This is a genomic window from Bacteroides caecigallinarum (assembly GCF_021530995.1).
In the GTDB taxonomy this organism is placed as follows: domain Bacteria; phylum Bacteroidota; class Bacteroidia; order Bacteroidales; family Bacteroidaceae; genus Phocaeicola; species Phocaeicola faecigallinarum.
In genome coordinates, this window is record NZ_JADYTF010000045.1 from 1 (window position 1) to 25,211 (window position 25,211).

The 25,211-nt window shown below is 44.8% G+C and carries 19 protein-coding genes, 3 tRNA genes and 1 pseudogene; 19 read left to right on the top strand and 4 right to left on the bottom strand.

What is annotated here, in order from left to right; all coding sequences use genetic code 11:
- The first annotated feature begins 128 nt into the window (after positions 1 to 128).
- From I6E24_RS07785 to I6E24_RS07810, 6 genes are all read left to right on the top strand, one after another.
- The gene (locus tag I6E24_RS07785; RefSeq protein WP_235327631.1) at positions 129 to 3,125 is read left to right on the top strand and encodes a SusC/RagA family TonB-linked outer membrane protein; all 2,997 of its coding nucleotides are present in this window, start codon (positions 129 to 131) and stop codon (positions 3,123 to 3,125) included.
- A 30-nt stretch (positions 3,126 to 3,155) separates the two neighbouring features.
- A complete protein-coding gene (locus I6E24_RS07790) occupies positions 3,156 to 4,646 on the top strand; it encodes a RagB/SusD family nutrient uptake outer membrane protein (RefSeq protein ID WP_235327633.1) in 1,491 nt (496 codons plus the stop codon).
- Positions 4,647 to 4,693: 47 nt separating this feature from the next.
- Entirely contained in the window at positions 4,694 to 6,184 is a 1,491-nt protein-coding gene (locus I6E24_RS07795) for a SusF/SusE family outer membrane protein (RefSeq protein WP_235327655.1), read from the top strand.
- A 98-nt stretch (positions 6,185 to 6,282) separates the two neighbouring features.
- Entirely contained in the window at positions 6,283 to 8,088 is a 1,806-nt protein-coding gene (locus I6E24_RS07800) for an endo-dextranase (RefSeq protein WP_394799993.1), read from the top strand.
- A 36-nt stretch (positions 8,089 to 8,124) separates the two neighbouring features.
- Positions 8,125 to 10,284 (top strand): glycoside hydrolase family 97 protein, encoded by a 2,160-nt coding sequence (locus I6E24_RS07805; protein ID WP_235327637.1) that lies wholly within the window; start codon positions 8,125 to 8,127, stop codon positions 10,282 to 10,284.
- Positions 10,285 to 10,682: 398 nt separating this feature from the next.
- Positions 10,683 to 11,759, top strand: coding sequence for a response regulator (locus I6E24_RS07810; RefSeq protein ID WP_262911905.1), 1,077 nt, complete (start codon positions 10,683 to 10,685; stop codon positions 11,757 to 11,759).
- 118 nt (positions 11,760 to 11,877) lie between these two features.
- On the opposite strand, the gene I6E24_RS07815 is transcribed toward I6E24_RS07810, so the two are convergent.
- Positions 11,878 to 13,248, bottom strand: a complete 1,371-nt coding sequence (locus tag I6E24_RS07815; protein WP_235327656.1) for an MltF family protein — start codon at positions 13,246 to 13,248, stop codon at positions 11,878 to 11,880.
- A gap of 95 nt (positions 13,249 to 13,343) precedes the next feature.
- Between I6E24_RS07815 and I6E24_RS07820 the strand changes: the two genes are divergently transcribed.
- The 7 genes and pseudogenes from I6E24_RS07820 to I6E24_RS07850 form a co-directional block, all read left to right on the top strand.
- Entirely contained in the window at positions 13,344 to 13,643 is a 300-nt protein-coding gene (locus I6E24_RS07820; protein ID WP_235327639.1) for a Dabb family protein, read from the top strand.
- Between the two features lie 12 nt (positions 13,644 to 13,655).
- A complete protein-coding gene (locus tag I6E24_RS07825) occupies positions 13,656 to 14,147 on the top strand; it encodes a PaaI family thioesterase (RefSeq protein ID WP_235327641.1) in 492 nt (163 codons plus the stop codon).
- A 252-nt stretch (positions 14,148 to 14,399) separates the two neighbouring features.
- Entirely contained in the window at positions 14,400 to 15,251 is an 852-nt protein-coding gene (gene hisG / locus I6E24_RS07830; RefSeq protein WP_235327643.1) for an ATP phosphoribosyltransferase, read from the top strand.
- Positions 15,252 to 15,269: 18 nt separating this feature from the next.
- Positions 15,270 to 16,547 (top strand): histidinol dehydrogenase, encoded by a 1,278-nt coding sequence (hisD, locus tag I6E24_RS07835; RefSeq protein WP_235327644.1) that lies wholly within the window; start codon positions 15,270 to 15,272, stop codon positions 16,545 to 16,547.
- An 11-nt stretch (positions 16,548 to 16,558) separates the two neighbouring features.
- Positions 16,559 to 17,596 (top strand): histidinol-phosphate transaminase, encoded by a 1,038-nt coding sequence (gene hisC / locus I6E24_RS07840; RefSeq protein ID WP_235327645.1) that lies wholly within the window; start codon positions 16,559 to 16,561, stop codon positions 17,594 to 17,596.
- Between the two features lie 11 nt (positions 17,597 to 17,607).
- On the top strand, positions 17,608 to 18,729 hold the full coding sequence (hisB, locus tag I6E24_RS07845; protein WP_235327647.1) for a bifunctional histidinol-phosphatase/imidazoleglycerol-phosphate dehydratase HisB: 1,122 nt from the start codon (positions 17,608 to 17,610) through the stop codon (positions 18,727 to 18,729).
- Positions 18,730 to 19,102: 373 nt separating this feature from the next.
- Positions 19,103 to 20,013, top strand: a pseudogene (locus I6E24_RS07850) (ISAon1 family transposase); the annotation flags it as partial.
- 119 nt (positions 20,014 to 20,132) lie between these two features.
- Here the strand turns inward: I6E24_RS07850 and I6E24_RS07855 are convergent.
- The 3 genes from I6E24_RS07855 to I6E24_RS07865 form a co-directional block, all read right to left on the bottom strand.
- Positions 20,133 to 20,206, bottom strand: a tRNA-Thr gene (locus tag I6E24_RS07855).
- A gap of 35 nt (positions 20,207 to 20,241) precedes the next feature.
- A tRNA-Thr gene (locus tag I6E24_RS07860) sits at positions 20,242 to 20,315 on the bottom strand.
- Positions 20,316 to 20,349: 34 nt separating this feature from the next.
- A tRNA-Thr gene (locus tag I6E24_RS07865) sits at positions 20,350 to 20,423 on the bottom strand.
- Positions 20,424 to 20,727: 304 nt separating this feature from the next.
- On the opposite strand from I6E24_RS07865, the gene I6E24_RS07870 reads away from it, so the two are divergent.
- Genes I6E24_RS07870 through I6E24_RS07895 form a run of 6 tightly spaced genes read left to right on the top strand, consistent with a single transcriptional unit; the run spans position 20,728 to position 25,046 of the window.
- On the top strand, positions 20,728 to 21,261 hold the full coding sequence (locus I6E24_RS07870) for a DUF4199 domain-containing protein (RefSeq protein WP_235327648.1): 534 nt from the start codon (positions 20,728 to 20,730) through the stop codon (positions 21,259 to 21,261).
- 23 nt (positions 21,262 to 21,284) lie between these two features.
- Positions 21,285 to 22,235 (top strand): glycosyltransferase, encoded by a 951-nt coding sequence (locus tag I6E24_RS07875; protein WP_235327650.1) that lies wholly within the window; start codon positions 21,285 to 21,287, stop codon positions 22,233 to 22,235.
- Between the two features lie 5 nt (positions 22,236 to 22,240).
- On the top strand, positions 22,241 to 22,786 hold the full coding sequence (locus tag I6E24_RS07880; protein WP_235327651.1) for a DUF6452 family protein: 546 nt from the start codon (positions 22,241 to 22,243) through the stop codon (positions 22,784 to 22,786).
- Complete coding sequence (locus I6E24_RS07885) at positions 22,737 to 23,444, top strand: DUF6048 family protein (protein WP_235327652.1); 708 nt, start codon at positions 22,737 to 22,739, stop codon at positions 23,442 to 23,444. Before I6E24_RS07880 ends, I6E24_RS07885 begins: the two co-directional genes overlap by 50 nt.
- A 3-nt stretch (positions 23,445 to 23,447) precedes the next feature.
- Positions 23,448 to 24,014 (top strand): manganese efflux pump MntP, encoded by a 567-nt coding sequence (locus I6E24_RS07890; protein ID WP_235327653.1) that lies wholly within the window; start codon positions 23,448 to 23,450, stop codon positions 24,012 to 24,014.
- An 18-nt stretch (positions 24,015 to 24,032) separates the two neighbouring features.
- Entirely contained in the window at positions 24,033 to 25,046 is a 1,014-nt protein-coding gene (locus I6E24_RS07895; RefSeq protein ID WP_235327654.1) for an FAD:protein FMN transferase, read from the top strand.
- The last annotated feature ends 165 nt before the right edge of the window (positions 25,047 to 25,211 follow it).

Below are 25,211 nucleotides of genomic sequence, written 5' to 3' on the forward strand. Positions count from 1 at the left end.
GTATTATACATTGTTGTTTATACTACTTTTTCACTATGTAGGTTATTTAAACTTGTTTTTATCATCTATTTTTGCATCGTTCTTCATTTTGAGTTGAAGACATATTGTTCAATTTAAAATTTGATATTATGCAAAAGTACAGAAAACCATTCCGGTTATTGGCTTTATTAATCGGAATTTTGTTCTCGGTGTGCATGTCTGCACAGCAAATTGCAGTGAAAGGTATTGTAAAGGACCAGACGGGAGAAACTGTTATCGGAGCCAGTGTAGTAGAAAAAGGTACTACAAACGGAACGATAACTGGTATTGACGGCGATTTTACACTTACTGTATCTTCACAGGGAATCTTACAGATTTCTTTTGTTGGTTACAAAACACAGGAAGTAGCTGTCAACGGACAGCGGAACTTGCAAATCGTTCTGGTAGAAGACAGCAAAATGCTTGAAGAAGTAGTAGTCGTGGGATATGGTACGATGAAGAAAAGCGACTTGACAGGCGCTGTTGCTTCGGTAGGAAACAAGGAATTGCGCAACACGCCGGTTGCCAACCTGGGTCAGGCCATTCAGGGTAAGATTTCGGGTGTACAGGTATTAGATGCCGGACGCCCGGGAGATAACGTAAACATTAAAATCCGTGGTTTGGGCTCCATTAACAATTGCGACCCGCTGGTGGTAATCGACGGAGTGCCGACAGACCTTGGATTGTCTTCGCTGAACATGGCCGACATTGAGCGTCTCGACGTATTGAAAGATGCTTCGGCTACTGCTATCTATGGTTCGCGCGGTGCCAACGGCGTGGTGATGATTACTACCAAGCGCGGTGTTGAAGGCAAGGGTAAACTTTCTTTCTCGGCCAACTACTCCATACAGAATGCTACCAGCGTGCCCGAATTGCTCAATGCCTCCCAATATGCAGAGTTGAGCAACGACATGATGACAAACAGCGGACGCAATCCCAATCCCGAATGGGCCGACCCTTCTTCATTGGGTAAGGGAACTGACTGGCTGGACTTGCTTCTTCAGACAGGTTCCATGCAGAGCTATACTGTCAGCTATTCCGGTGGAAACGACAAGGCACATTATTATGTATCGGGTGGTTTCCTCGACCAGGAAGGTATCGTAAAAAGTGTGGGATACCGCCGCTTCACTTTCCAAAGCAACAGCGATGCACAAGTGCTGAAATGGTTGAAGTTCTCGAACAACATTACGTTCAGTGCCGATGTGAAAGACCAGGGTTCATACAGCATCGGCGATGCCATGAGGGCGCTTCCCGTTTTGCCGGTAAAGAACGAAGACGGCACATGGTCGGGACCGGAAGGTAATTCCGAATGGTATGGAAGTACGCGCAACCCTATTGGACCTACTGAAGTAAACAGCAGTGAGACGAAAGGCTACAACTTCCTGGCTAATTTGACGGCTGAACTGACTTTTACGAAATGGCTGAAATTTAAAAGTACTTTTGGCTACGATGCTAAATTTTGGTTCATAGACAATTGGACGCCTGCTTACGACTGGAAACCCACACCCACTGAAGAAAGCTCGCGCTACAAGAGCGACAACAAGTCGTTTACTTACTTGTGGGATAACTATTTCCTTTTTGACCATACCTTTGCCGAAAAGCACAAAGTAGGTGTAATGGCTGGTATGTCTGCCCAGTGGAGCAACTACGATTACCTGAATGCGCAGAAAAACGTGTTCACTTTTGACAACGTGCATGAAATGGACAACGGTGAAAAAATGTATGCCATCGGTGGTAATGAAACAGATTGGGCTTTGCTTTCTTACATGGCACGTTTGAATTATTCTTACGAAGACCGTTATTTGCTGACTGCCACGGTTCGCCGCGATGGTTCCAGCCGTTTTGGTAAGGAGAACCGTTGGGGTACATTCCCTTCTGTATCGGCTGCTTGGCGTATTTCGCAGGAAAAGTTCTATCCGCAGAACGATTGGGTGAACGATTTGAAGTTGAGAGTGGGATACGGTATTACCGGTAGTCAGGCAGGTATCAGTGAATATGGCTATTTGGCTTCTTACAATACAAGTGTTTATCCGTTGGGTACTGCCGGAAACAACCAGACGGCTCTGGTGTCGCTTTCCTTGTCCAACCCGTATCTGCACTGGGAAGAAGTGGCACAAACCAACATTGGCTTTGATGCGTCTTTGTTCAATTCACGTGTCATGTTCTCGTTCGACGGATATATAAAAGAAACGCGCGACATGTTGGTAAAAGCATCCATTCCCATCACTTCGGGTTTTGAAGACACAAGCATTACCTATACCAATGCAGGCAAAGTAAGCAACAAAGGTTTTGAAATGAGCTTGCACACCATCAATCTTCAGGGAGGCGAGCTGAGCTGGGAAACTAATGTGACCGCTACTTATAACAAGAATAAGATTAAGAGCTTGAACAGTGATGTACCTTATTATATCAATCAGGTAAACAATTCGTATCTTACCATGCTGGCCGAAGGTTATCCTATCAACGTGTTCTACGGCTACGTGACCGACGGATTGTTCCAAACTCCGGAAGAAGTGCAGGAACATGCCGTGCAGACAGGTGCCGAAGCCGGCGACATCCGCTTCAAAGACCTGAACAACGACGGCGTGATTAACGACGACGACCGTACCGTGATTGGCAATCCCAACCCCACTTGGCTGTTCTCCATGAACAACAGCCTTAGCTACAAAGGCTTTGAACTGTCGGTTTACTTGCAGGGTGTGGCAGGCAACAAAATCTACAACGCAAACAACATCGACCTTACCGGTATGGCTGCCGCTTATAACCAGACTACCGATGTACTTGACCGCTGGCGTGGCGAAGGCACCAGCAACTCTATGCCGCGTGCTGTATATGGCGACCCCAATCAGAACAGCCGGGTATCCGACCGCTTTGTGGAGAATGGTTCTTACCTGCGTTTGAAGAATATAACGCTTGCTTATAATTTCCCCAAACAGTGGTTGCGGAAACTGACGATTGAGAATGCCCGTCTTTCGATATCTTGCGAAAATGTGGCTACCATTACAGGATATTCCGGTTTCGATCCCGAAGTCGACATCAACGGAATAGACCAGTCGCGCTATCCTATTTCGCGTACCTTCAACGTGGGACTGAACTTTAATTTCTAATGCCAAGTAAAACTTTTAATTCATTACAACATGAAAAAGATAAGTAATTTCCTATATCTGTTGGCCGTCATGATGATGGTTTCGTGTGCCGACTTTCTCGAAAAGTCGCCTAACAATACAGTCGACCCGGAAACGGAAGTAACCGATGATGTGGCCATTGCCCTTACTACAGCATGCTACCGCACATTGCAGTCTTCAAATATGTATAACCAGCGCATCTGGACGCTTGATATCGTGGCAGGAAACAGTGAAGTAGGTGCCGGAGGAGGTACCGACGGTTTGGAAACCATACAGGCTGCCAACTTCATTACACAAAGCGACAACGGTATGGCACTCTACATGTGGCGTTCGCCGTGGGTGGGTATCGGACAGTGCAACATTGTGCTCAATTCCGTGCCTGACTCCGAACTCATGAGCGAAAGCGTAAAACAGCAGTGCATGGGTGAGGCTTATTTCCTCCGCGCACATTATTATTATATCTTGGTGCGCCTGTACGGTGGTGTGCCTTTGCGTCTTACTCCCTATAACCCGGGAGAGTCTACCGCCATTGCCCGCAATACACGCGAGGAAGTTTACACCCAAATCATTTCCGATTGTCAGAACGCCATCGACATGTTGCCCACAAAAGCACAGTATGATTCAGAAAACGTAGGACGTGCCTGCAAGGAAGCTGCCTTGGCCATGATGGCAGACATCAAGCTGACGCTGGCTCCTGAAAATTCGGAATACTACCAGGATGTAGTAGATTTGTGTGATGACATTGCCAACCTGGGTTATGACCTTGCCAACTGCAAGTTCGAGGATAATTTTGATGCCACTATTAATAACGGAACTGAATCGTTGTTTGAGGTACAATATTCGGGAAGTACTGAGTATGACTTTTGGGGAAATAACCCGCAGGCATCCTGGCTCTCCACTTTCATGGGACCGCGCAATTCCGATTTCGTGGCCGGCTGCTACGGATGGAACCAGCCTACACAAGAATTTATGGATGCCTGGGAAGAAGGCGACCTGCGCAAGGACCTGACTGTGCTCTACCAGGGTTGCCCCACTTTCGACGGCAAGGAATACAAATCGTCTTACTCGAACACCGGGTACAATGTGCGTAAGTTCCTTGTCACTAAAGCCGTTTCGCCCGAATACAATACCAACCCTGCCAACTTCGTGGTGTACCGCTATGCCGACGTGCTGCTGAAGAAAGCCGAAGCCCTGAACGAAATGGGACAGACCGCCCAGGCTGAAACGCCCCTTAACATCGTACGTCATCGTGCCGGGCTGCCCGAATTGTCGGGTTTGTCGCAAGAAGCCATGCGCGAGGCCATCATCCACGAACGCCGCATGGAGCTGGCTTTCGAGGGACACCGCTGGTTCGACCTTGTCCGCATAGGCAACGGCGATTATGCCATAGAGTTCTTCCACTCCATCGGAAAAACCAAAGCCACCAAGGACCGTCTGATTTTCCCCATTCCGCAGACCGAAATGGATGCCAACCCGCTGATGGAACAGAATCCTGGTTATTAACGCAATTGACAACTTGAATGAAAACATTAATAAAAACAAGAGTAACCATGAAACAATATATTACACATCTCGCTCTCTCATTGTTTGCTTGCGCGGCTCTGATCGCCTGTGTGGACGATGATTACATGGAAACAGACAAAGGACATACTGAGTTGGCCCTGACGCCAAGCGCCACCGAAATTGTCCTGAACGAGCAGAACCATGCCGACAATGCCCTGGAACTGTCCTGGACTACCGGTACGAATTATGGTACGGGTAATCGCATTTCATATACTGTAGAAGTAGCCGAAAAAGGAACCAATTACGCTTCGCCTTGCGTGGTAGTGGAAGATGCCGTGCAGCAATACTCCTATGCTTGGACGGTAGAAGATATGAATAACATGCTCCGTGAGTCTTTCGGTGCAAGTGGCATCCAGACTTTTTCACTTGAAGCGCGTGTCATTGCTGTTGTGGCCGGACAGGAGCAAACACAGATTGCTACGGCAGAGTTTAGCGCTACGTCATACGAACCGGTGACTACTACCCTCTATTTGATAGGTGATGCCACGCCCGGCGGGTGGGACAACAACAGCGTGACGGAGATGACACGTACCGACAACGGTGTCTTCACCTGGTCGGGCAACCTGAATGTGGGTTCGTTCAAATTTGTACTTGCCCCGGGAACCTTCTCACCCTGTTACAACAACGGAAACGGCGACGGCACGCTCTATTACAGTGCCGACGGCACTCCCGACGTGAACTTCACCGTGGAGGAAGCACATTTCTATGAAGTGGAAGCCAACCTCTTGACTGGTGTTCTCACGCTGACTAAGACAGAAGGCAACCTGCCGCCTTACGACCAGATTTATCTCATCGACGGAACTGCCGGATGGAGCTTTGCGCCCATGACTAAAGATGCTATCGACCCCTTCCTGTTCCGCTACGGACATTACTTTGAAAATGCTGGTGAATTCAAGTTTGCTACCGCCAACGGAAGTTGGGAAAACAACTACAAGGCCACACAGCCCAACGCGCCTTATACCGATTCGTCAGTAGAGTTTGTCAGCGGTTTCGACCCGGATAACAAGTGGGTGCTGCAAGCTGACGAAGTGGGTAAAGCTTACAAGATATGCCTCGACATACGCAGCGGAAAAGAACGCATGTTGATGAGTCCGTTCACGCCATATGAAGCCATCTATATGGTGGGCGATGCTACTCCGGGCGGATGGTCACTCGACATTGCCGAGCCGCTGGTTGCTACCGATGATCCTTACGTATTTACTTGGATCGGTAACCTGAATACTGGCGAACTGAAGTTCACCTGCGATAAGAAGAGCGACTGGAACGGCGCTTGGTTCATGTCGACCGTAAACGGCGCAGCACCCACTGGGCAAGTAGAGCAGATGTTGTTCATCGACAAGTCGAGCGATGCTTGCAAGGAACAATACCTCGACGTAACGGTAGGTGGCATCGATAACAAGTGGAAGCTGACAGAGGCTGGTACTTATACTATTACCCTTAACCAACTTGAAGAAACTGTTTCGATTGTGAAACAATAAATATAAGGTGTCTAATTGGGTATTTTAACTTTTTCTGTGTTACTGGAACATACCTCACAGGAAATAAACATTTATAAATCCATAAAACAATTAGTATGATGAATTTGAAACTTACCGCATTGGCTGCCCTGTTGGCTATGGCAGCTTGCAGCAACGACAACGGGCCTTCCGATACTCCCGAAACGCCCGGAGGGGGAGGAAACGAAGGAGGAGTGAGCGAAGTGATCAAAGTGATGTCCGACCTCACCCTCGAACTCTCTACCGACAAGGCTTGTTACAGTCCGGGCGAAACCGTGACGTTTACTGTCGAAGGCTCGCTGCCGCAAGGGGCTAAAGTGCGTTACCGCACAGGTAACCAAGTACTGGCCGAAGCCGAAGCCACAGGCAATTCGTGGACCTGGACGGCACCCTCTGACGACTTTACGGGATACATGGTCGACATTTACCGCACACGCAACGATGGGGCAGAAGTGGTGATGGGCACCATTGCCGTCGACGTATCGAGCGACTGGACGCGCTTCCCGCGCTACGGCTTCGTAGCCACTTTCGATGCCTCGAAACTCGAACCGGGCGTCATCGAAAAGGAAATGGAATTCCTCAACCGTTGCCACATCAACGGTGTGCAGTTCCAGGACTGGCACAACAAGCACCACTGGCCCCTGGGCGGCACACGCGACAAGCTCGATGAAGTCTACAAGGACATTGCCAACCGCGACGTCTATACGGAGGTAGTCAAGAAATACATTGACGTGCAGCACGGTCTGGGAATGAAGTCCATCTTCTATAACCTCTGTTTCGGCGCGCTCGACGATGCCGCCGCCGACGGCGTGAAAGAAGAATGGTACATCTTCAAAGGCACCGGGCGCACCGACAAGGACCTGCACAGCTTGCCCGACAGTTGGAAAAGCCACATCTACCTGCTCGACCCTGCCAACACCGAGTGGCAGGCCTACCTGGCCGAGCGCAACGACGAGGTGTATGCCAACTTCGACTTCGACGGCTACCAGATTGACCAGTTGGGTGACCGAGGCGACCGCTACGACTACAACGGCAACCGCGTGAACCTGCCCAAGGGATATGCTTCGTTCATCGGTGCCATGAAAGCGGCCCATCCCGACAAGCGGCTCATCATGAATGCCGTTTCCAGCTACGGCGCTTCGCAGATTACGGGCACGGGACAGACGGACTTCCTGTATAACGAACTGTGGGACAGCGAAGCAGGTTTCGACGACCTCCACACGGTTATCAAGGCCAACGACCAGTACAGCAACTATACCTTGCGCACCGTCTTTGCCGCTTACATGAACTACAACCGTGCCGACAATACGGGCGAGTTCAACACGCCCGGCGTGCTGCTGACCGATGCCGTGATGTTTGCCTTGGGCGGCTCGCACTTGGAACTGGGCGACCACATGCTGTGCAAGGAATACTTCCCGAACGACAACCTGGAAATGGACGAAACCCTGAAAACATCCATTGTGCGCTACTACGACTTCCTGACCGCCTACCAGAACCTCTTGCGCGGCACCGGTACCGATACCGAGACGTCCGTCAGCATCTCCGATGCTTCGGGCAATGTGTCCATCAATGCCTGGCCGCCACAACAGTCGGCCGTGGCTTCCTATGCCAAAAAGGTAGGCGACAAGACGGTGGTGCATCTGCTGAACTTCCGCGACGCGGACAACATGAGCTGGCGCGACGTGGATGGCACGATGCCCGAACCCCGTTTGCTTTCCCAGCTTTCATTGCAGGTACAGATGGAAGAAAAGGTGAACAAAATATGGGTGGCATCGCCCGACCGCCATGCCGGTGCTCCCGAAGAACTGGCTTTTGAGCAAAAAGACGGTACCGTGACCTTTACCATGCCTGCCCTGAAATACTGGAACATGATTGTGATTGAATGATGCTGTGTATGGATAACCTATTTAACTGATACGAATATGACAAGAAAACTAATCTTAAGTGCCCTCTTGATGGGGGCGGCTTTGGCGGGAAAGGCCCAGAACATTTCTTCTCCTTCCGGTCAAGTCAGTGTAGCTTTTGAGCTGGCCGGCAACGGCGTGCCCACCTACCAGGTTTCTTACAAAGGGACGGAAGTCGTAAAGCCTTCTTCCCTGGGGCTGGAACTCAACGGAAAGCCCAACCTGATGGACGGCTTTGAAGTGGTGAAGACCTCCACTTCCACGTTCGACGAGACGTGGCAACCCGTGTGGGGCGAGATGAAAGACATCCGCAACCACTACAACGAACTGCTGGTAGAGCTGAAACAACCTTCTACCGACCGTTACATGAACATCCGTTTCCGTGTGTACGACGAGGGAATGGGCCTGCGTTACGAATTTCCCCAGCAGAAAAACCTTGTGTACTTTGTCATCAAGGAAGAACACACGCAGTTTGCCATGACCGGCGACCACACGGCGTGGTGGATTCCGGGCGACTATGACACCCAGGAATACGATTACACCGAATCCCGCCTTTCCGAAATACGCGGGCTGATGGAAGGCGCCATTACGGACAACATGTCGCAGACGCAGTTCTCGCCCACAGGCGTGCAGACTTCCCTCCAACTGAAGACCGACGGGGGACTGTACATCAACCTGCACGAGGCGGCTTTGGTAGACTATTCGTGCATGCACCTCAACCTGGACGACAAGAACATGGTGTTTGAATCGTGGCTCACGCCCGACGCGCAGGGCAACAAGGGACACATGCAGGCGCCCTGCCACACTCCCTGGCGCACGGTCATGGTAAGCGACGACGCGCGCGACATTCTCGCTTCCAAACTGATTCTGAACCTCAACGAACCCTGCAAGCTGGAAGATACCTCGTGGATTAAGCCCGTGAAGTATGTAGGCGTGTGGTGGGAGATGATTGCCGGAAACCGCCCCTGGGCCTATACCTGGGACTTGCCTTCGGTGAAACTCGGCGAAACCGACTATACCAAGGTGAAGCCCAACGGTGTGCATCCCGCCAATACGGCCAACGTGAAGAAGTACATCGACTTTGCCGCCCGCCACGGTTTCGACCAAGTACTGGTCGAGGGTTGGAACATCGGCTGGGAAGACTGGAGCGGCAACAGCAAGGATTATGTGTTTGACTTTGTGACGCCCTATCCCGACTTCGACCTGCCGGGACTGAACAAGTATGCGCAGGACAAGGGCGTGCGCCTGATGATGCACCACGAAACCTCCTCGTCCGTGCGTAACTACGAACGCCACATGCGCGACGCCTACGAACTGATGAAGAAGTACGGCTACAACTCGGTAAAGAGCGGTTATGTGGGCAACATCATTCCGCGTGGCGAACACCACTACGGGCAATGGATGGTGAACCACTACCTCTATGCCGTGAAGGAAGCAGCCAAATACCACATCATGGTCAACGCCCACGAGGCCGTGCGTCCCACAGGCTTGTGCCGTACCTATCCCAACCTCATCGGCAACGAGTCGGCACGCGGCACGGAGTATGAGGCCTTTGCCGGAAGCAAGCCTTTCCACACCACCATACTGCCGTTCACACGCCTGCAAGGCGGCCCGATGGACTACACGCCGGGCATCTTCGAGACGGACATCAGCAAGCTGAACCCCAACAGCCAGGTACATGCCAACACCACGCTGGCACGCCAGCTCGCGCTGTACGTCACCATGTACAGTCCCTTGCAGATGGCTGCCGACCTGCCCGAAAACTACGAACGCTTCATGGATGCCTTCCAGTTCATCAAGGACGTGGCTGTGGACTGGGACGACAGCCGTTACCTGGAGGCCGAACCGGGACGCTACATCGTGGCCGCACGCAAGGCAAAAGGCACGGGCAACTGGTTTGTGGGCTGTACGTCCGGCGAACTGGGACACTCCACGAACTTGAAGCTCGACTTCCTGGATGCAGGCAAGAAGTACATCGCCACCGTGTATGCCGACGCGCCCGACGCCCACTACAAGGACAATCCGCAGGCCTACATCATCCGCAAGGGAGTGGTTACCGCCAAGACCGTGCTCAAGCTGAAGGCGGCTCCCGGTGGCGGATATGCCATCAGCATTATAGAGGCAAAAGATAAAGCCGATACCAAAGGACTTAAGAGACTTTCGGGAAGCATCCGTTAATAGAATCTTGTTCTTGTGATTATCCGCACAAGACGTAATGCATCCGTTTCAGTTGCATCGTCTTGTGCGGATTATTTTTTGTATAAGCGTTGTTTCAGCCAACAACTCAATCCGGCAAATCCTGCGAAGTACAGCCAACCTCTTCCCCTACCTTAGGGAAGTATCCCAGAGGGGGAATATAAACTGCTTTTTTTCTCATCCATCACTACTCTCGCACTACTTTTTTTAATGATATTGCTATTGATAATCAGATAATTATTTTATCAACTGCTATCACTACTGTCCCGTAAAAGTGGATAAATAGTTCTTTGAAGTTGTTGAAATATAGTCAATTACACGGTTTTTTTTTTGAAACGGACTTGAATTTGCAACTTTGCAGTCTAATACAAATGGCTGCTATGTTCCAAGACAAATACGTATTCTCTCAATTAACCGCTTTTCTGAACAGGACTCAGTTTAACAACTATGTTCGCAAGTATGCTTCGGAAAACAAACCAGGCACAGGTATCGGGTTGAGTATAGTAAAAGGTATAGTAGAAGCCCACAATGGCAAAATAAATGTTGATTCAAAAATCAATGAAGGATCACCATTCTCCATAACTTTGCCTCTCGTTCAAAAAGATGCAATTACGGATAAAGATTATGAGAATAATGATATTCCTGAAGATATCATACCTGAGCAGTTTGAAATTACAGACACGAGTGAGCATCCAGTTATGCTTATAGTAGATGATAATGAAGACATGATTAATTTCTTATCAGAAAACTTCAAATCAAACTATACAATTCTGACAGCATCAGATGGAATAGAAGCTCTTGAAAGACTTAATGAACAAGAAGTATCATTAATAATCACTGACTGGATGATGCCTAATATGAATGGTATTGAACTATGCAAATCAATACGTTCCAAGCAGTCTTTAAGCCATATTCCAATAATACTGCTTACCGCCAAGACTGACAATAAATCGAAAGTGGAAGGAATGAACTGCGGCGCAGATGCATATATTGAAAAGCCATTTTCTCTGCAGTATTTAGAAGCATGCATAAAAAACCTATTGGAAATGAGATTACAATTGAGAGCCAAGTTCTCAAAAATGCCAATGGTACCTATTCATACTATTGCAGCCAACAGTAGCGATGAACAGTTCCTAAGCAAACTCAACAATATTATAGAAGAGAATTTTGCCAATCAGGATATGTCTGTAGAATTTCTGGCTGAGAAACTGTGCATCAGCCGTTCTGGACTATTTGCCAAAATAAAAGGTTTGGCTGATGTTACTCCTAATGAAATGATTCAGATTGTAAGACTTAAGAAAGCAGCATCTCTACTACTTGAAGGTAAATATAGAATAAACGAAGTTAGTTATATGGTAGGTTTCAACAATGCTTCTTATTTCAGCAAATGTTTCCAAAAACAATTTGGAATGAAGCCCGGTGAGTTTATAAACTCTCAATCCAATAATAAACATTAAGAATTACCTACACCAATATTTTTTGCACCTCCACAAAAGCAGACAATAATTAATATATACGTTTATTGCTTAAATAAGGCTGAAAGTTTTTCCCCATAAACCTTCAGCCTTTATTATATCATTTTTTTATATTCTTGATATATACATCAGCTCGAGTAAGTACATCACGCACAAAATTGTAAGTTTCCGTACCTCTGAAATAACCGTTCTTACAAACAGGGTCCTTATAATATTCTTCTTTATTTTTGAGTAACATATATACCGCTACATTTCCATCCCAAACGTACTTGTCCTTACCGTATTTCTCTGCCAGAGCCATTGCGTCAAACACATGCCCTATACCGGAATTATACGAAGCAAGAACAAACATCATACGTTCTTTATCATCCTTTACTTTGGAAAAAATATTCTGTAACTCTGATATATATTTAACACCACCCTTGATACTCTGTTCCGGATCACTTTCCATTCCTGCAGGAACGCCGTATGCTCTGGCTGTAGAAGGCATAAGCTGCATGAGTCCCTTCGCACCGGCCCAAGAGATTGCCGACGGATTAAAGTTTGACTCAGTATAGACCAAAGCGGCAAGTAATCTCCAGTCCCAGTTTATCTGTGATGCATATTTCCTGAACAAATCGTCATAATAAGATATTCTGCCATCCTCAAGAGAAAGAATTGCAGCTTGAGGAGTATGTTTGTTCAGTTCAAAATATCTTCTGGCACTAGCCTCATACTCCGCAGAGTTTATATTCTCTCTATGCCATTTGTCGGCAGCCTCAGCCAGTTTAGGAGAAGTCTTTCTAACCGCCCATGCAGAACGCTGGTCGAAACTGATTTCCATACTGATATCAAGATTAGGATTATATGTCTTATTGATTTTTGCCAATTCATTATTTGTCACAGTATAATCTATTTTACCTTTGGCTACCATTTCGATAAGATCCTCATTAGTTATACTGTCTTCGGTTACTTCATGTATTATTATACCTCCCCCCAATTCATGATTAAGGTTATCAAGTCGTTCTTTATACTTTCCAGGCATTACATATACCTCTTTACCTACTAACTGGGTTACATCATTCAGTGCATCCTTACTACTTCTTTGAACTAAAACCTGATGTGATATATTTTCTTTTCCACAATATATCAAATCTTTTTTTCTTTCATTTGTTATGGCAAGATTATAGGCTATAAGATCACCTTCCCCACTATGCAAAGCATCAACAAGTTCAACCTCTGAATTCAATACTATGACCTTCAGTTCTACCCCCAAAGATTTTGCAAATCCTTGTGCCAGTTCATATTGGAATCCCATAGGAACCTCCCTGTAATTAAAATATGATGCATAGCTGTTTATTGTCAACACAATAAGCTCGCCATCTTCAATAATTTGGTCAAGGTCATCGTGAATAATGACTGTATCATGCTCTTTATTAATAACAAACGGTATGCTTATAAAAGCTAGAATTAACACTATTATTGAAGGTATTAAAAATCTACGTTTCTTCATCGCATCACATTTTAATAATTAATCACTATCTTTGCTGCATACAAAAATACGATAATAAATAAAATATACAAACTATGGTCAAGCACATTGTTATGTTCAAGCTTAAAGAAAGCTTGTCTGAAAATGAGAAAATTGAAATAATGAACAATTTCAAATCGGCTATTGAAGCACTGCCTCAAACAATCAAATTCATAAAAGATATACACGTAGGACTGAATATCAATCCTTCAGAAAAATGGGATATCTGCCTTGACAGCACTTTCGATTCGCTGGATGACGTAAAAGCATATTCTGCTCATCCTGACCACGTGGCAGCTGCCGGAATAATAAAAGATGCAAAGGAAGACAGGGCGTGCGTGGATTTTGAAATATAATTGTAACAGCCTATGAAAAAGATTATCAACCCATGGAAAGGCATGGACGGTTATTACTGCTTCGGTTGTGCCCCAAACAATGAAGCAGGAGTAAAAATGGAATTTTACGAGGACGGAGATGATATAGTAAGTATCTGGCATCCCGAAGCAAAATATCAGGGATGGGTAAACACACTGCATGGTGGCATACAGGCTACACTTCTGGACGAGATTTGCGCATGGGTGATAGCCAGAAAGCTTCAGACTACCGGTGTAACGTCAAAAATGGAAACCAGATACATGAAATCCATTATGACTACCGATGACTATGTGGTACTACGTGCACGTATCAGAGAACAGAAACGAAACATCATACTGGTAGACGCATCAATCTTTAATATGAATGGCGAAGAATGTACAAAAGCTATATGTACCTACTTCACATTCTCTAAGGAAAAGGCACAAAAAGACATGTTTTTCAACGGATGCGAAACAGAAGAAGAGGATGTAAATCCACTAATTTGAAAGAGAAATCAAACTTTTTGCATTAAAAATTTGGAATTATAAATCTTTCACTATACTTTTGTCGCAAACAATAAGAAAAAGTTATGATTTTTACAACTGCTCTACATCACCATCATCATTTCCTGACGAAATAATCGGTAGGCTGATGGCTCATGCAGTTCATTATAAAAAAAGATTTATTCAAGGCTTGCCGTAAAAACAACGGTAAGCCTTTTTTATTAATACAGATTATAAACTTTAAAACCGAAAAATATGCTAAGAATTGCCGTACAATCAAAAGGCCGTCTGTTCGAAGACACAATGGCCCTGCTTGCTGAAGCTGACATCAAACTGTCAACATCAAAACGTACATTGCTCACGCAGTCAACAAACTTCCCTGTAGAAATCCTGTTCCTGCGCGATGACGATATACCGCAATGCGTGGCAAGCGGAGTTGCCGACATGGGTATCGTAGGCGAAAACGAATTCCAGGAAAGAGAAGAAGAAGCAGATATAATACAAAGACTGGGCTTCAGCAAATGCCGTCTGTCTCTCGCCCTACACAAGGAAATAGAATATAACGGTCTGGAATGGTTCAACGGAAAGAAAATCGCTACTTCATATCCGGTAATTCTGAAAAAGTTCCTCGATAAGAATAACATAAAAGCTGATATACATGTCATTACAGGTTCAGTAGAGATTGCTCCGGGTATTGGACTGGCTGATGCCATTTTCGATATAGTAAGTTCAGGTTCCACGCTTATCAGCAACAACCTTAAAGAGGTGGAAGTGGTAATGAAAAGCGAGGCTCTGCTGATTGGCAACAAGAACATGAGCGACGAAAAGAAGGAAATCCTCAAAGAACTGCTGTTCAGACTGGATGCCGTAAAAGCAGCCGAAGACAAGAAATATGTACTGATGAATGTTCCTACAGACAAGGTAAAGGATATCATTGAAGTTCTTCCTGGAATAAAGAGTCCTACAGTAATGCCACTCGCTACAGAAGGATGGAGCAGCGTACATACAGTTCTCGACCAGAAATGCTTTTGGGAGATAATAGGAAAGCTGAAAGCTATCGGCGCTCAGGGAATACTGGTTCTCCCTATCGAAAAGATGATTCTCTAATCACTAAGAACTAAAAAAATGAATATAATAAGATATCCTGCACGGTCAGAATGGAAAAACCTTCTGAACCGTCCTACACTGAATACGGCAACACTTCGCGACACAGTGCTTCAGGTGCTTGGCGATATACGCGCGAAAGGTGACGAAGCCGTTATTGAATACGAAGATAAATTCGACAAAGTAAAACTGTCGTCGCTTGAGGTTACTGAAGAAGAATTTGCTGAAGCTGAAAAAGCTACTGACAGCACGCTGAAGGAAGCCATAGGCAAGGCATTGGAGAATATCTGTAAATTCCATGCATCACAGAAATTCGAGGGACAGAAAGTAACGACCTCAACAGGAGTTACATGCTGGCAGAAAGCGGTAGCCATTGAGAAAGTTGGTCTATACATTCCGGGCGGAACAGCTCCCCTTTTCTCTACAGTGCTGATGCTTGCAGCTCCCGCAAAGATTGCCGGTTGCAAAGAAATAGTTCTTTGCTCGCCTCCAAACCGTGAGGGCAAAATCAACCCAGCCATACTTTATGCAGCCAAGGCAGCCGGAGTAAGCAGAATATTCAAAGCCGGTGGTGTACAGGCCATAGGAGCTATGGCATACGGAACTGAAAGCATTCCTAAGGTATATAAGATATTCGGTCCGGGAAACCAGTACGTTATGGCAGCCAAACAAGAAGTTTCGCTTCACGATGTAGCTATCGACATGCCTGCAGGACCTTCGGAAGTAGCTGTACTGGCAGATGAAACTGCAAACCCGGCTTACGTAGCATCCGACCTGCTCTCACAGGCTGAACACGGAGTAGACAGTCAGTCAATATTGATTACCACATCGGAACAGCTTATCAATGCAGTGCAGGAAGAAGTGGAAAAACAGTTAGCCGTACTTCCAAGAAAGGAGATTACTGAAAAATCACTTTCACACAGCAAACTGATATTGGTGAATTCCATCGACGAAGCTATCGACATGTCTAACGAATACGCTCCGGAACACCTCATAATCGAGACAAAAGACTATATGCAGGTAGCTGAAAGAATAGTAAATGCCGGCTCTGTATTCCTCGGTCCTTACACTCCGGAAAGTGCAGGCGACTATGCATCCGGAACCAATCACACCCTTCCGACAAACGGATATGCCAAAGCATACAGCGGAGTGAACCTGGACAGCTTCATGCGAAAGATAACCTTCCAGGAAATAACACGTGAAGGCATAATGAATATCGGACCAACAATCGAAACAATGGCTGCAAACGAGTTTCTTGATGCACACAAGAATGCAGTCACAGTAAGACTAAAATCATAAGAGAAAATACAATGAAACCATTAAACGAACTTATACGTCCCAATATATTGTCATTGAAACCATATTCTTCTGCCAGAGATGAGTATAAAGGGGTTACAGCATCAGTATTCCTCGATGCCAACGAAAACCCGTTCAACTCGCCGAACAACCGCTACCCGGACCCTTTGCAGACAGAACTGAAGACTTTGGTTTCGAGAGTAAAGAAGGTTGCCAAGGAAAAAATATTCCTCGGCAACGGAAGTGATGAGGCTATAGACATTCTCTATCGTACATTCTGCGTTCCCGGTGTAGACAATGCCGTAGCTATAGATCCTACATACGGAATGTATGAAGTATGCGCCGACATAAACGATGTGGAATACCGCAAGGTACTGCTTGACGAGAACTTTCAGTTCAAGGCTTCAGACCTTCTGGCAAAGACTGACGACAGGACAAAGCTTATTTTTCTCTGCTCGCCCAACAATCCTACCGGCAACAACCTCTGCAAAAAAGAAATTGAAACTGTACTGCAGGAATTCGGGGGAATAGTGGTTATAGACGAAGCATACATCGACTTCTCGGATGAAGTTTCATTCACCACGATGCTTGAAAAATATCCTAACATGGTAGTCCTGCAGACATTCTCAAAGGCATGGGGATGTGCAGCCATCCGTCTCGGTATGGCGTTCGCTTCGGAAGAAATCATATCTGTGTTCAATAAGGTGAAATACCCTTATAACGTAAACCACCTGACACAGACAGAAGCCATCAGCATGATAGGAAAAGAATATCAGATAAAGGAATGGGTGAAGACACTGCTTGCCGAAAGAACCAGACTGATAGAGAAATTCGGCAAACTTGCATGCTGCGAACATATATACCCTACCGATGCAAACTTCTTCCTCGCAAAAGTGACCGACGCTAAAAAAATCTACGACTATCTTGTAGGAAATGGTATTATTGTAAGGAACCGTACTAACATCACCTTGTGTCACAACTGCCTCAGAGTAACCATAGGCTCGCGTCCGGAAAACGACAAACTTATAGAGGCTCTTGAAAACTATAAATAAAAGGAGTAGCAATGAAAAAGATATTATTCATCGACCGCGACGGCACACTGGTGATAGAACCACCTGTCGATTATCAGCTCGACTCTTTCGAAAAACTTGAATTCTATCCTAAGGTTTTCCGAAATCTGAGTTTTGTGCGCGAGAAACTGGACTACGAATTCGTAATGGTAACCAATCAGGACGGATTAGGTACTGATTCATTTCCGGAAGATACTTTCTGGCCTGTGCACAACCTCGTAATGAAGACTTTTGAAAACGAAGGAATAACCTTCGAAAATGTCTGTATAGACAGAAGTTTTCCTGAAGACAATGCACCTACCAGAAAGCCACGCACAGGAATGCTTACACAATACATAGACAATCCCGAATACGACCTGGCCGGAAGCTATGTTATAGGCGACCGCGCAACAGACGTAGAACTGGCGAAAAATCTGGGATGCAAAGCTATTCTTCTGCAGGACGACAAAGAAATCCTGAAAGAAAAATCACTGGAAGAATATTGTGTACTTGCCACAAAAGACTGGGACAAGATAGCAGAATTCTTGTTTGCCGGAGAGAGAAAAGCTGAAGTAAGACGAACCACAAAAGAAACCGATATCTATATAAACCTCAACCTCGACGGCAACGGAGCTTGCGATATAAGTACAGGACTGGGATTTTTCGACCACATGCTGGAACAGATAGGCAAGCACGGAGGACTGGACCTTACCATAAAAGTAAAAGGCGACCTCGAAGTGGACGAACATCACACCATTGAAGACACAGCCATAGCTCTTGGAGAATGTATCTACAAGGCATTAGGCAACAAACGCGGAATAGAACGCTATGGTTATTGCTTGCCTATGGACGACTGTCTGTGTCAGGTTGCACTAGACTTTGGTGGACGCGCATGGCTGGTTTGGGATGCAGAATTCAAGCGCGAGAAAATAGGCGATATGCCTACGGAAATGTTCCTACACTTCTTCAAGTCATTAAGTGATTCGGCACGAATGAACCTCAACATAAAGGCTGAAGGCCAGAACGAACACCACAAGATTGAAGGTATTTTCAAAGCCCTTGCAAGGAGTATAAAGATGGCTGTCAAACGTGATGTCTACCATTTCGAAGTACCATCAAGTAAGGGATGCATATAAAACCACAAACAGAAAAATCGGAGGAGGCTTAACTGCCTCCTTTTTTGTTAACAAGATTTTCAAATAAAGCCAATTAGTTAAACCATGTTATAAAACACGTGTTTTCGCGCACAAAACTTGCAAATTCAGGAAAAGTCCGTACCTTTGTAACGTGTTTTTCATAGTATTAGATTTTAAGGTTAACAAAGGTTGGAGTACGGCGGTGCTCCTTTTTTTATGCCCGTACTTTAAATACACAATCTGCATATCGCGGCTCACCCGATTTTTAGTGGGGAAGTTTAATAATTTACTATATTTGCATTATGGAAAATAATGCATTATTATCACTGGTAAGCTTAATGCTTCCTTCAAATATCTTATCAAGATTTACACTCGTTACAAGGAAGTCTTGAGCGGTTATCGCCAGTGGAGTGAGCTTTCTCACGCTGATGAGTGGCTTGTCTTCCCCAAGAATATCGGTAAGAGGCTCTGTATAGACGAGACATCCATAAGTGACGGGGAGCTTTATACCATAGTGTCCAATCCGGATGCTCGTGGGGGAAAAGGAAGCCTGGTTGCCTTGGTGAAAGGTGTAAAAGCGCAGGATGTCATTGATACACTGAAACTTATTCCTGAAAATCTACGCTCAATGGTAAAGGAAGTCACCATGGATCTTTCCAACAGCATGAACCTGATTGTACGTTGCTGCTTTCCGAAAGCCAGCCGGACAATAGACCGGTTTCATGTTCAGAAACTGGCATGTGATGCCCTGCAGGAAATGAGGATAGCACACCGTTGGGATGCCATATAGGAAGAAGCCGATGCTATGGAGGAAGCCAAACATTCCGGAAAGGAATACAGCTCTGTTACATTTGCTAATGGAGACACAAGAAACAATTGCTGGCCAGAAACCGTTATCTGCTGTTCAAGTCACCAGAAAAATGGACACAAAGCCAGAAACTGAGGGCATCCATACTTTTTCAGCTATATCCGGATATAAAGGAAGCCTATTCACTGACCCATTCCTTGAGAATAATCTTTAATAAAAACAGAACAAAAGATGAAAGCCGGCTTTCATTGGCCAGATGGTATGACAAAGTAGACACTTCGGGATTTAAAAGCTTTAATGTTATTGCATCAACCCTGTATGAGCACTATGATGAAGTACTTAACTTTTTCAACAACAGGTCAACCAATGCATTTGCTGAATCATTCAATGCAAAAATCAAACAGTTCAGGGCACAACTTAGGGGAGTTATTGATGTCAAGTTCTTTTTCTTTAGGCTGATGAAACTTTATGCCTAGCCCCACTAAAAATCGGGTGAGCCGTAATATTTATATTTACAAAACAAATGATTCAACAAACGTATGATAAATGTGTATAAACAAAAAAAATCAGATTGAATATTCAACCTGATTTTCTGAGCCTCTTGTCGGATTCGAACCAACGACCCCGAGATTACAAATCACGTGCTCTGGCCAACTGAGCTAAAGAGGCAAGGGGAATAATATTCCAAATATGTTTGTTTTTTGAGCCTCTTGTCGGATTCGAACCAACGACCCCGAGATTACAAATCACGTGCTCTGGCCAACTGAGCTAAAGAGGCAAGGGGAATAATATTCCAATATGTTTGTTTTTTGAGCCTCTTGTCGGATTCGAACCAACGACCCCGAGATTACAAATCACGTGCTCTGGCCAACTGAGCTAAAGAGGCAGGTGGGCAAGCTTACCATATCGCGCCGCTACAACCAACTACCTTTGCTGCGATCAAGCCCTGGAGGATTCGAAGGGAGCTGGCCGTATGGGACTTACCCGTGTTATGTTCTGCTTTCGATTAAAACCGTATCGGTATTTCTCGATTGCGGGTGCAAAGGTAGGCATTTTTTTTAATTACACAAGCATTCATGAATAAAAAAATAAAGTTTTTTCCTCAAAAAGATGATTTTTATCCGTTTTATATACTTTCTATGCCGAAAAAACTTACTTTTGCATCATAATTATATTATCAACGATAAGATATGGAAGACAAACCAAAAACACTACAAGAACATGCAATGCGTTTCGGTACGATGATGGGAATATTCTGGATAATAAAATTCTCGTTCCTGCCTATGGGATTCAAAATACCCCTACTGCAACTTCTGTTCATCTTCATGACATTGTTTGTCCCAATACTTGGCTACATATATATACGTAAATACAGAGAACGTTATTGCGGCGGCGAACTGTCATTCCTGCGCGGGTGGGTATTTTCGCTATATATGTATTTTTTCGCATCACTGCTGACAGCCGCAGCACACTACATATATTTCCAGTTCATAGACAACGGATATCTTACAGGAACTTATATGGATCAACTGGAAAATTTGAAGGCTACACTTACAGGCGACCTGGAAACATCAGTGGACCAGTTAATCCAAAATCTTGAAACCATAGCGTCGATGTCGTCACTGCAACTCACCATGCAATTAATCTTCCAAAACATATTCTACGGAGCTATTCTATCCCTTCCAACAGCCTTGCTGGCTATGCGAAGAAAGAAAAACTCATAAACCTAAAAAAACTCACACTCAAAATGGATATATCAGTAGTAGTACCTCTGTATAACGAAGAAGAGTCACTGCCGGAACTTCAGGCATGGATAGAAAGAGTTATGAACGAGCATGGTTTCAGTTACGAAATCATATTCGTAAACGACGGCAGCACAGACCGTTCATGGAATGTAATAGAAGAACTCAGCAAGAAAAGCAATAATATAAAAGGTATCAAGTTCCGCCGTAACTACGGTAAGTCCCCTGCCCTGTTCTGCGGTTTCGAAAAGGCAGAAGGCGATGTGGTCATTACCATGGATGCCGACCTGCAGGACAGCCCTGACGAAATTCCAGAACTTTACAGAATGATTACCGAGGACGGATATGATTTGGTATCGGGTTGGAAACAGAAAAGATACGATCCGCTTTCGAAAACAATTCCTACAAAACTGTTTAACGCAACAGCCAGAAAAGTGTCTGGTATAAAAAATCTGCACGATTTCAACTGTGGACTGAAAGCATACCGCCGCGAAGTGATTAAAAACATAGAAGTGTACGGCGAAATGCACCGCTACATACCATATCTGGCAAAAAATGCCGGTTTCAGCAAAATTGGTGAAAAAGTAGTTCACCATCAGGCACGTAAATACGGAAAGACAAAATTCGGATTAAACAGATTTGTCAATGGTTATTTAGACCTGATTACTTTATGGTTTCTGTCAAAGTTCGGTGTCAAACCAATGCACATATTCGGTTTTCTTGGTTCAATTATGTTTTTCCTGGGATTTTTAGCCCTGATAGCAGTTGGAGCAATGAAAATATACAATATGCATGCGGGAAACGCTTATAGCCTGGTGACTGACAATCCGTATTTTTTCCTCGCACTGACAACCATGATACTTGGTACACAGCTTTTCATAGCCGGTTTCCTTGGTGAACTTATAGCACGCAACTCGCAGGAAAGAAACAAATACCAAATAGAAAAAGAACTGTAAACACAATGAAGAAACTACCCGTTATTTTTATACTGATTTCGTTGGTCGCAACATTTCTACATAGTTGCGAAGGCGAAAGTTGTCCACCCAATGCGATGGCATACGCAAAATTCACCATGGTGAACCAGCATGGAACAGCCGTAGCACCTACTGTTCCTACCAGCGTTATAGGACAGACAACAATAGACGTAATAGTATATGATACACTTGAAAACGGAGATATTATAGAAAAAATAGTGGAAGACTCTGTTATCAATGATACTCTGATAAACAAAGAAAGCAACATGAGCACTTTCAAGGTTCCTTTGAGTTATTCAGATCAAACGTCTTTTATCATAAATTATAATGGTGAGCAACAGGATTATATCACTATAAAACATCGTAATATTCCATATTTTATGAGTGTAGACTGCGGCACAATGATGTTTCACGAAGCTACCGAAGTGACACACAGCTACGGAATAGACTCGATAGTAATCGTAAACCCAAACATAGACAATTATGAGAAAGAAAACTTTAGGATATATTTTACAGTGGCTGATAATCAGTAGTCTGGCAATGTGTCCTATGTATGCTTTCGCACAGATTAAAAAGGACAAGAAAAAAGAAAATACTGAAAAAGTCAAACTCTATCAGGGAACTACTATTGGAGTAGAAGTAGCAGGACTGGCTAACCACTTTTTGGGAAGCGATATATTGAGTAGCGAAGTTATGCTACAGGCTAACTTGCTTAACCGCTTTTTGCCTATCGTAGAAGTCGGTTACGGAAAAGTAAATACCTTGAGCGATGCAACCGATATTCACTATAAAACATCTGCACCATTCTTCAAGATTGGAGCAGACTATAATTTTTTCTACGACAAACCACACCTCCCAGGATACTTGTTTGGAGGACTTAGATTTGGATTTACATCTTTCGTATATGATGTGGATGCACCCACTATGACAGATCCCAATTACGGCGGAATTATACAAGTGCCATTCTCATACCATGGTGTAAATACCACTGCAAAGTGGTTGGAAATTGTAGGCGGAATGAAAGTGAAAATATACAAAGGCTTCTGCATGGGATGGAGCGTGAAGTACAAAAAACGTCTGAGCTATACCAAACATGAGAATACCGAACCATGGTATATACCAGGTTACGGTGAGAATGCCGCAACCGGATTTAGTGTGTCATATCATCTGATGTATAATCTTCCATTTTAATATATGAGCGTAATTGAAATATGGCTTTTGGCAATAAGTCTTGCAATTGACTGTTTCACAGTATCAGTGGCAAGCGGTATAATTCTTCACAAGGTAGAATGGAAAACATTCCTCACAATGGGATTTTTCTTCGGACTGTTTCAGGCTATGATGCCATTCCTGGGATGGGCCAGCGCAAAAAACTTCCATCACTATATCGAAGCATACGACCACTGGATAGCATTCGGTCTGCTTACATTTCTTGGGGTGAGAATGATTAAAGAATATTTCAGTGATGATGAATCTTGCAGTTTCGACCCACATAAAATGAAGGTAATACTCACATTGGCAATAGCCACCAGTATAGATGCACTGGCTGTAGGAATATCTTTCGCATTTACAGGTTTCAAGACATTAGGTTCATTGGCTCATCCACTGACAGCTATAGGAGTGGCATCATTCGTAATATCAATCATAGGAAGTCTCATAGGAGTATTCTTCGGCAAACGCTTCAACCTGAAGATAGAAATATTCGGAGGTCTGGTACTTATAGGTATAGGAGTGAAAATTCTGATAGAACATTTATCATAAAAGTCATTATATAGAAACATGAACAATAAATCATTGAAATGGCAGATACCATTCCTGGTTCTGCTTATAGTTGGTACAGTTCTCATACTGAAGAAACAACCACCGTTCCGTACAGATCAGGGACTTGTGTTCGGCACAATGTACAAGATAACATATCAGCATGCCGACAACCTGAAACCGGAAATCGAAGCTGCGTTGAAAGAAGTGGATAACTCTCTTTCTCCATTCAACAAGAATTCGGTTATAACACGCATAAACAACAATACGGACATGACAGCCGACAGCCTGCTGACAGATGTTTTTCTGCTGGCAAAAAGCATATCAGAAGAAACACACGGGGCTTTCGACATAACTGTGGCACCACTCGTCAACGCATGGGGATTCGGATTTGACAGTTCAACAAACATAAGCCGTGAAACAATTGACTCCCTCCGCCAGTTTGTAGGTTTCGAAAAAATAGCTTTAAAAGACGGAAAGATAATCAAACAGGACAGCAGAACAATGCTTGACTGCAGCGCAATAGCAAAAGGATATGGAGTGGACCACGTAGCGCGTCTGCTTGACAGCAAAGGTGTGGAAAACTATATGATAGATATAGGCGGTGAACTTGTGCTGAAGGGTAAAAATCCGAAAATGAATTCCTGGAGAATTGGAATAAACAAACCGATAGACGACTCCCTGTCCGTAAATCAGGAACTTCAGACGATAATTGAGATAACCAATGCCGGACTAGCCACTTCGGGAAACTACCGCAACTTCTACTACAAAGACGGCAAGAAATATGCACACACCATCAACCCACGTACGGGCTATCCAGTGCAGCACAATATACTGTCATCTACTGTTGTAGCCAAAAACTGTGCTACAGCCGATGCATACGCCACAGCATTCATGGTTCTTGGACTTGACTCTGCAGTTGCCATCTGCAATGAACATCCGGAAATTGATGCCTATTTCATTTATTCTGACGATAAAGACTCAACCCGCATATTCTACACAGAGGGAATGAAAAGATTTATCAGAAACAAATAATATTCCATTAAGGAAGAGACAAATAATAATTCAGAAAGAAACAAATAAAAGAAAGCGGAACACGTTCGTGCTCCGCCCGTTGCACAAACGTGACGCACGCGCAACACGTTTGTGTTTCGTGCGTGACACGAACGTGTCACGCTTTTTATTTACCCAGTATATTAT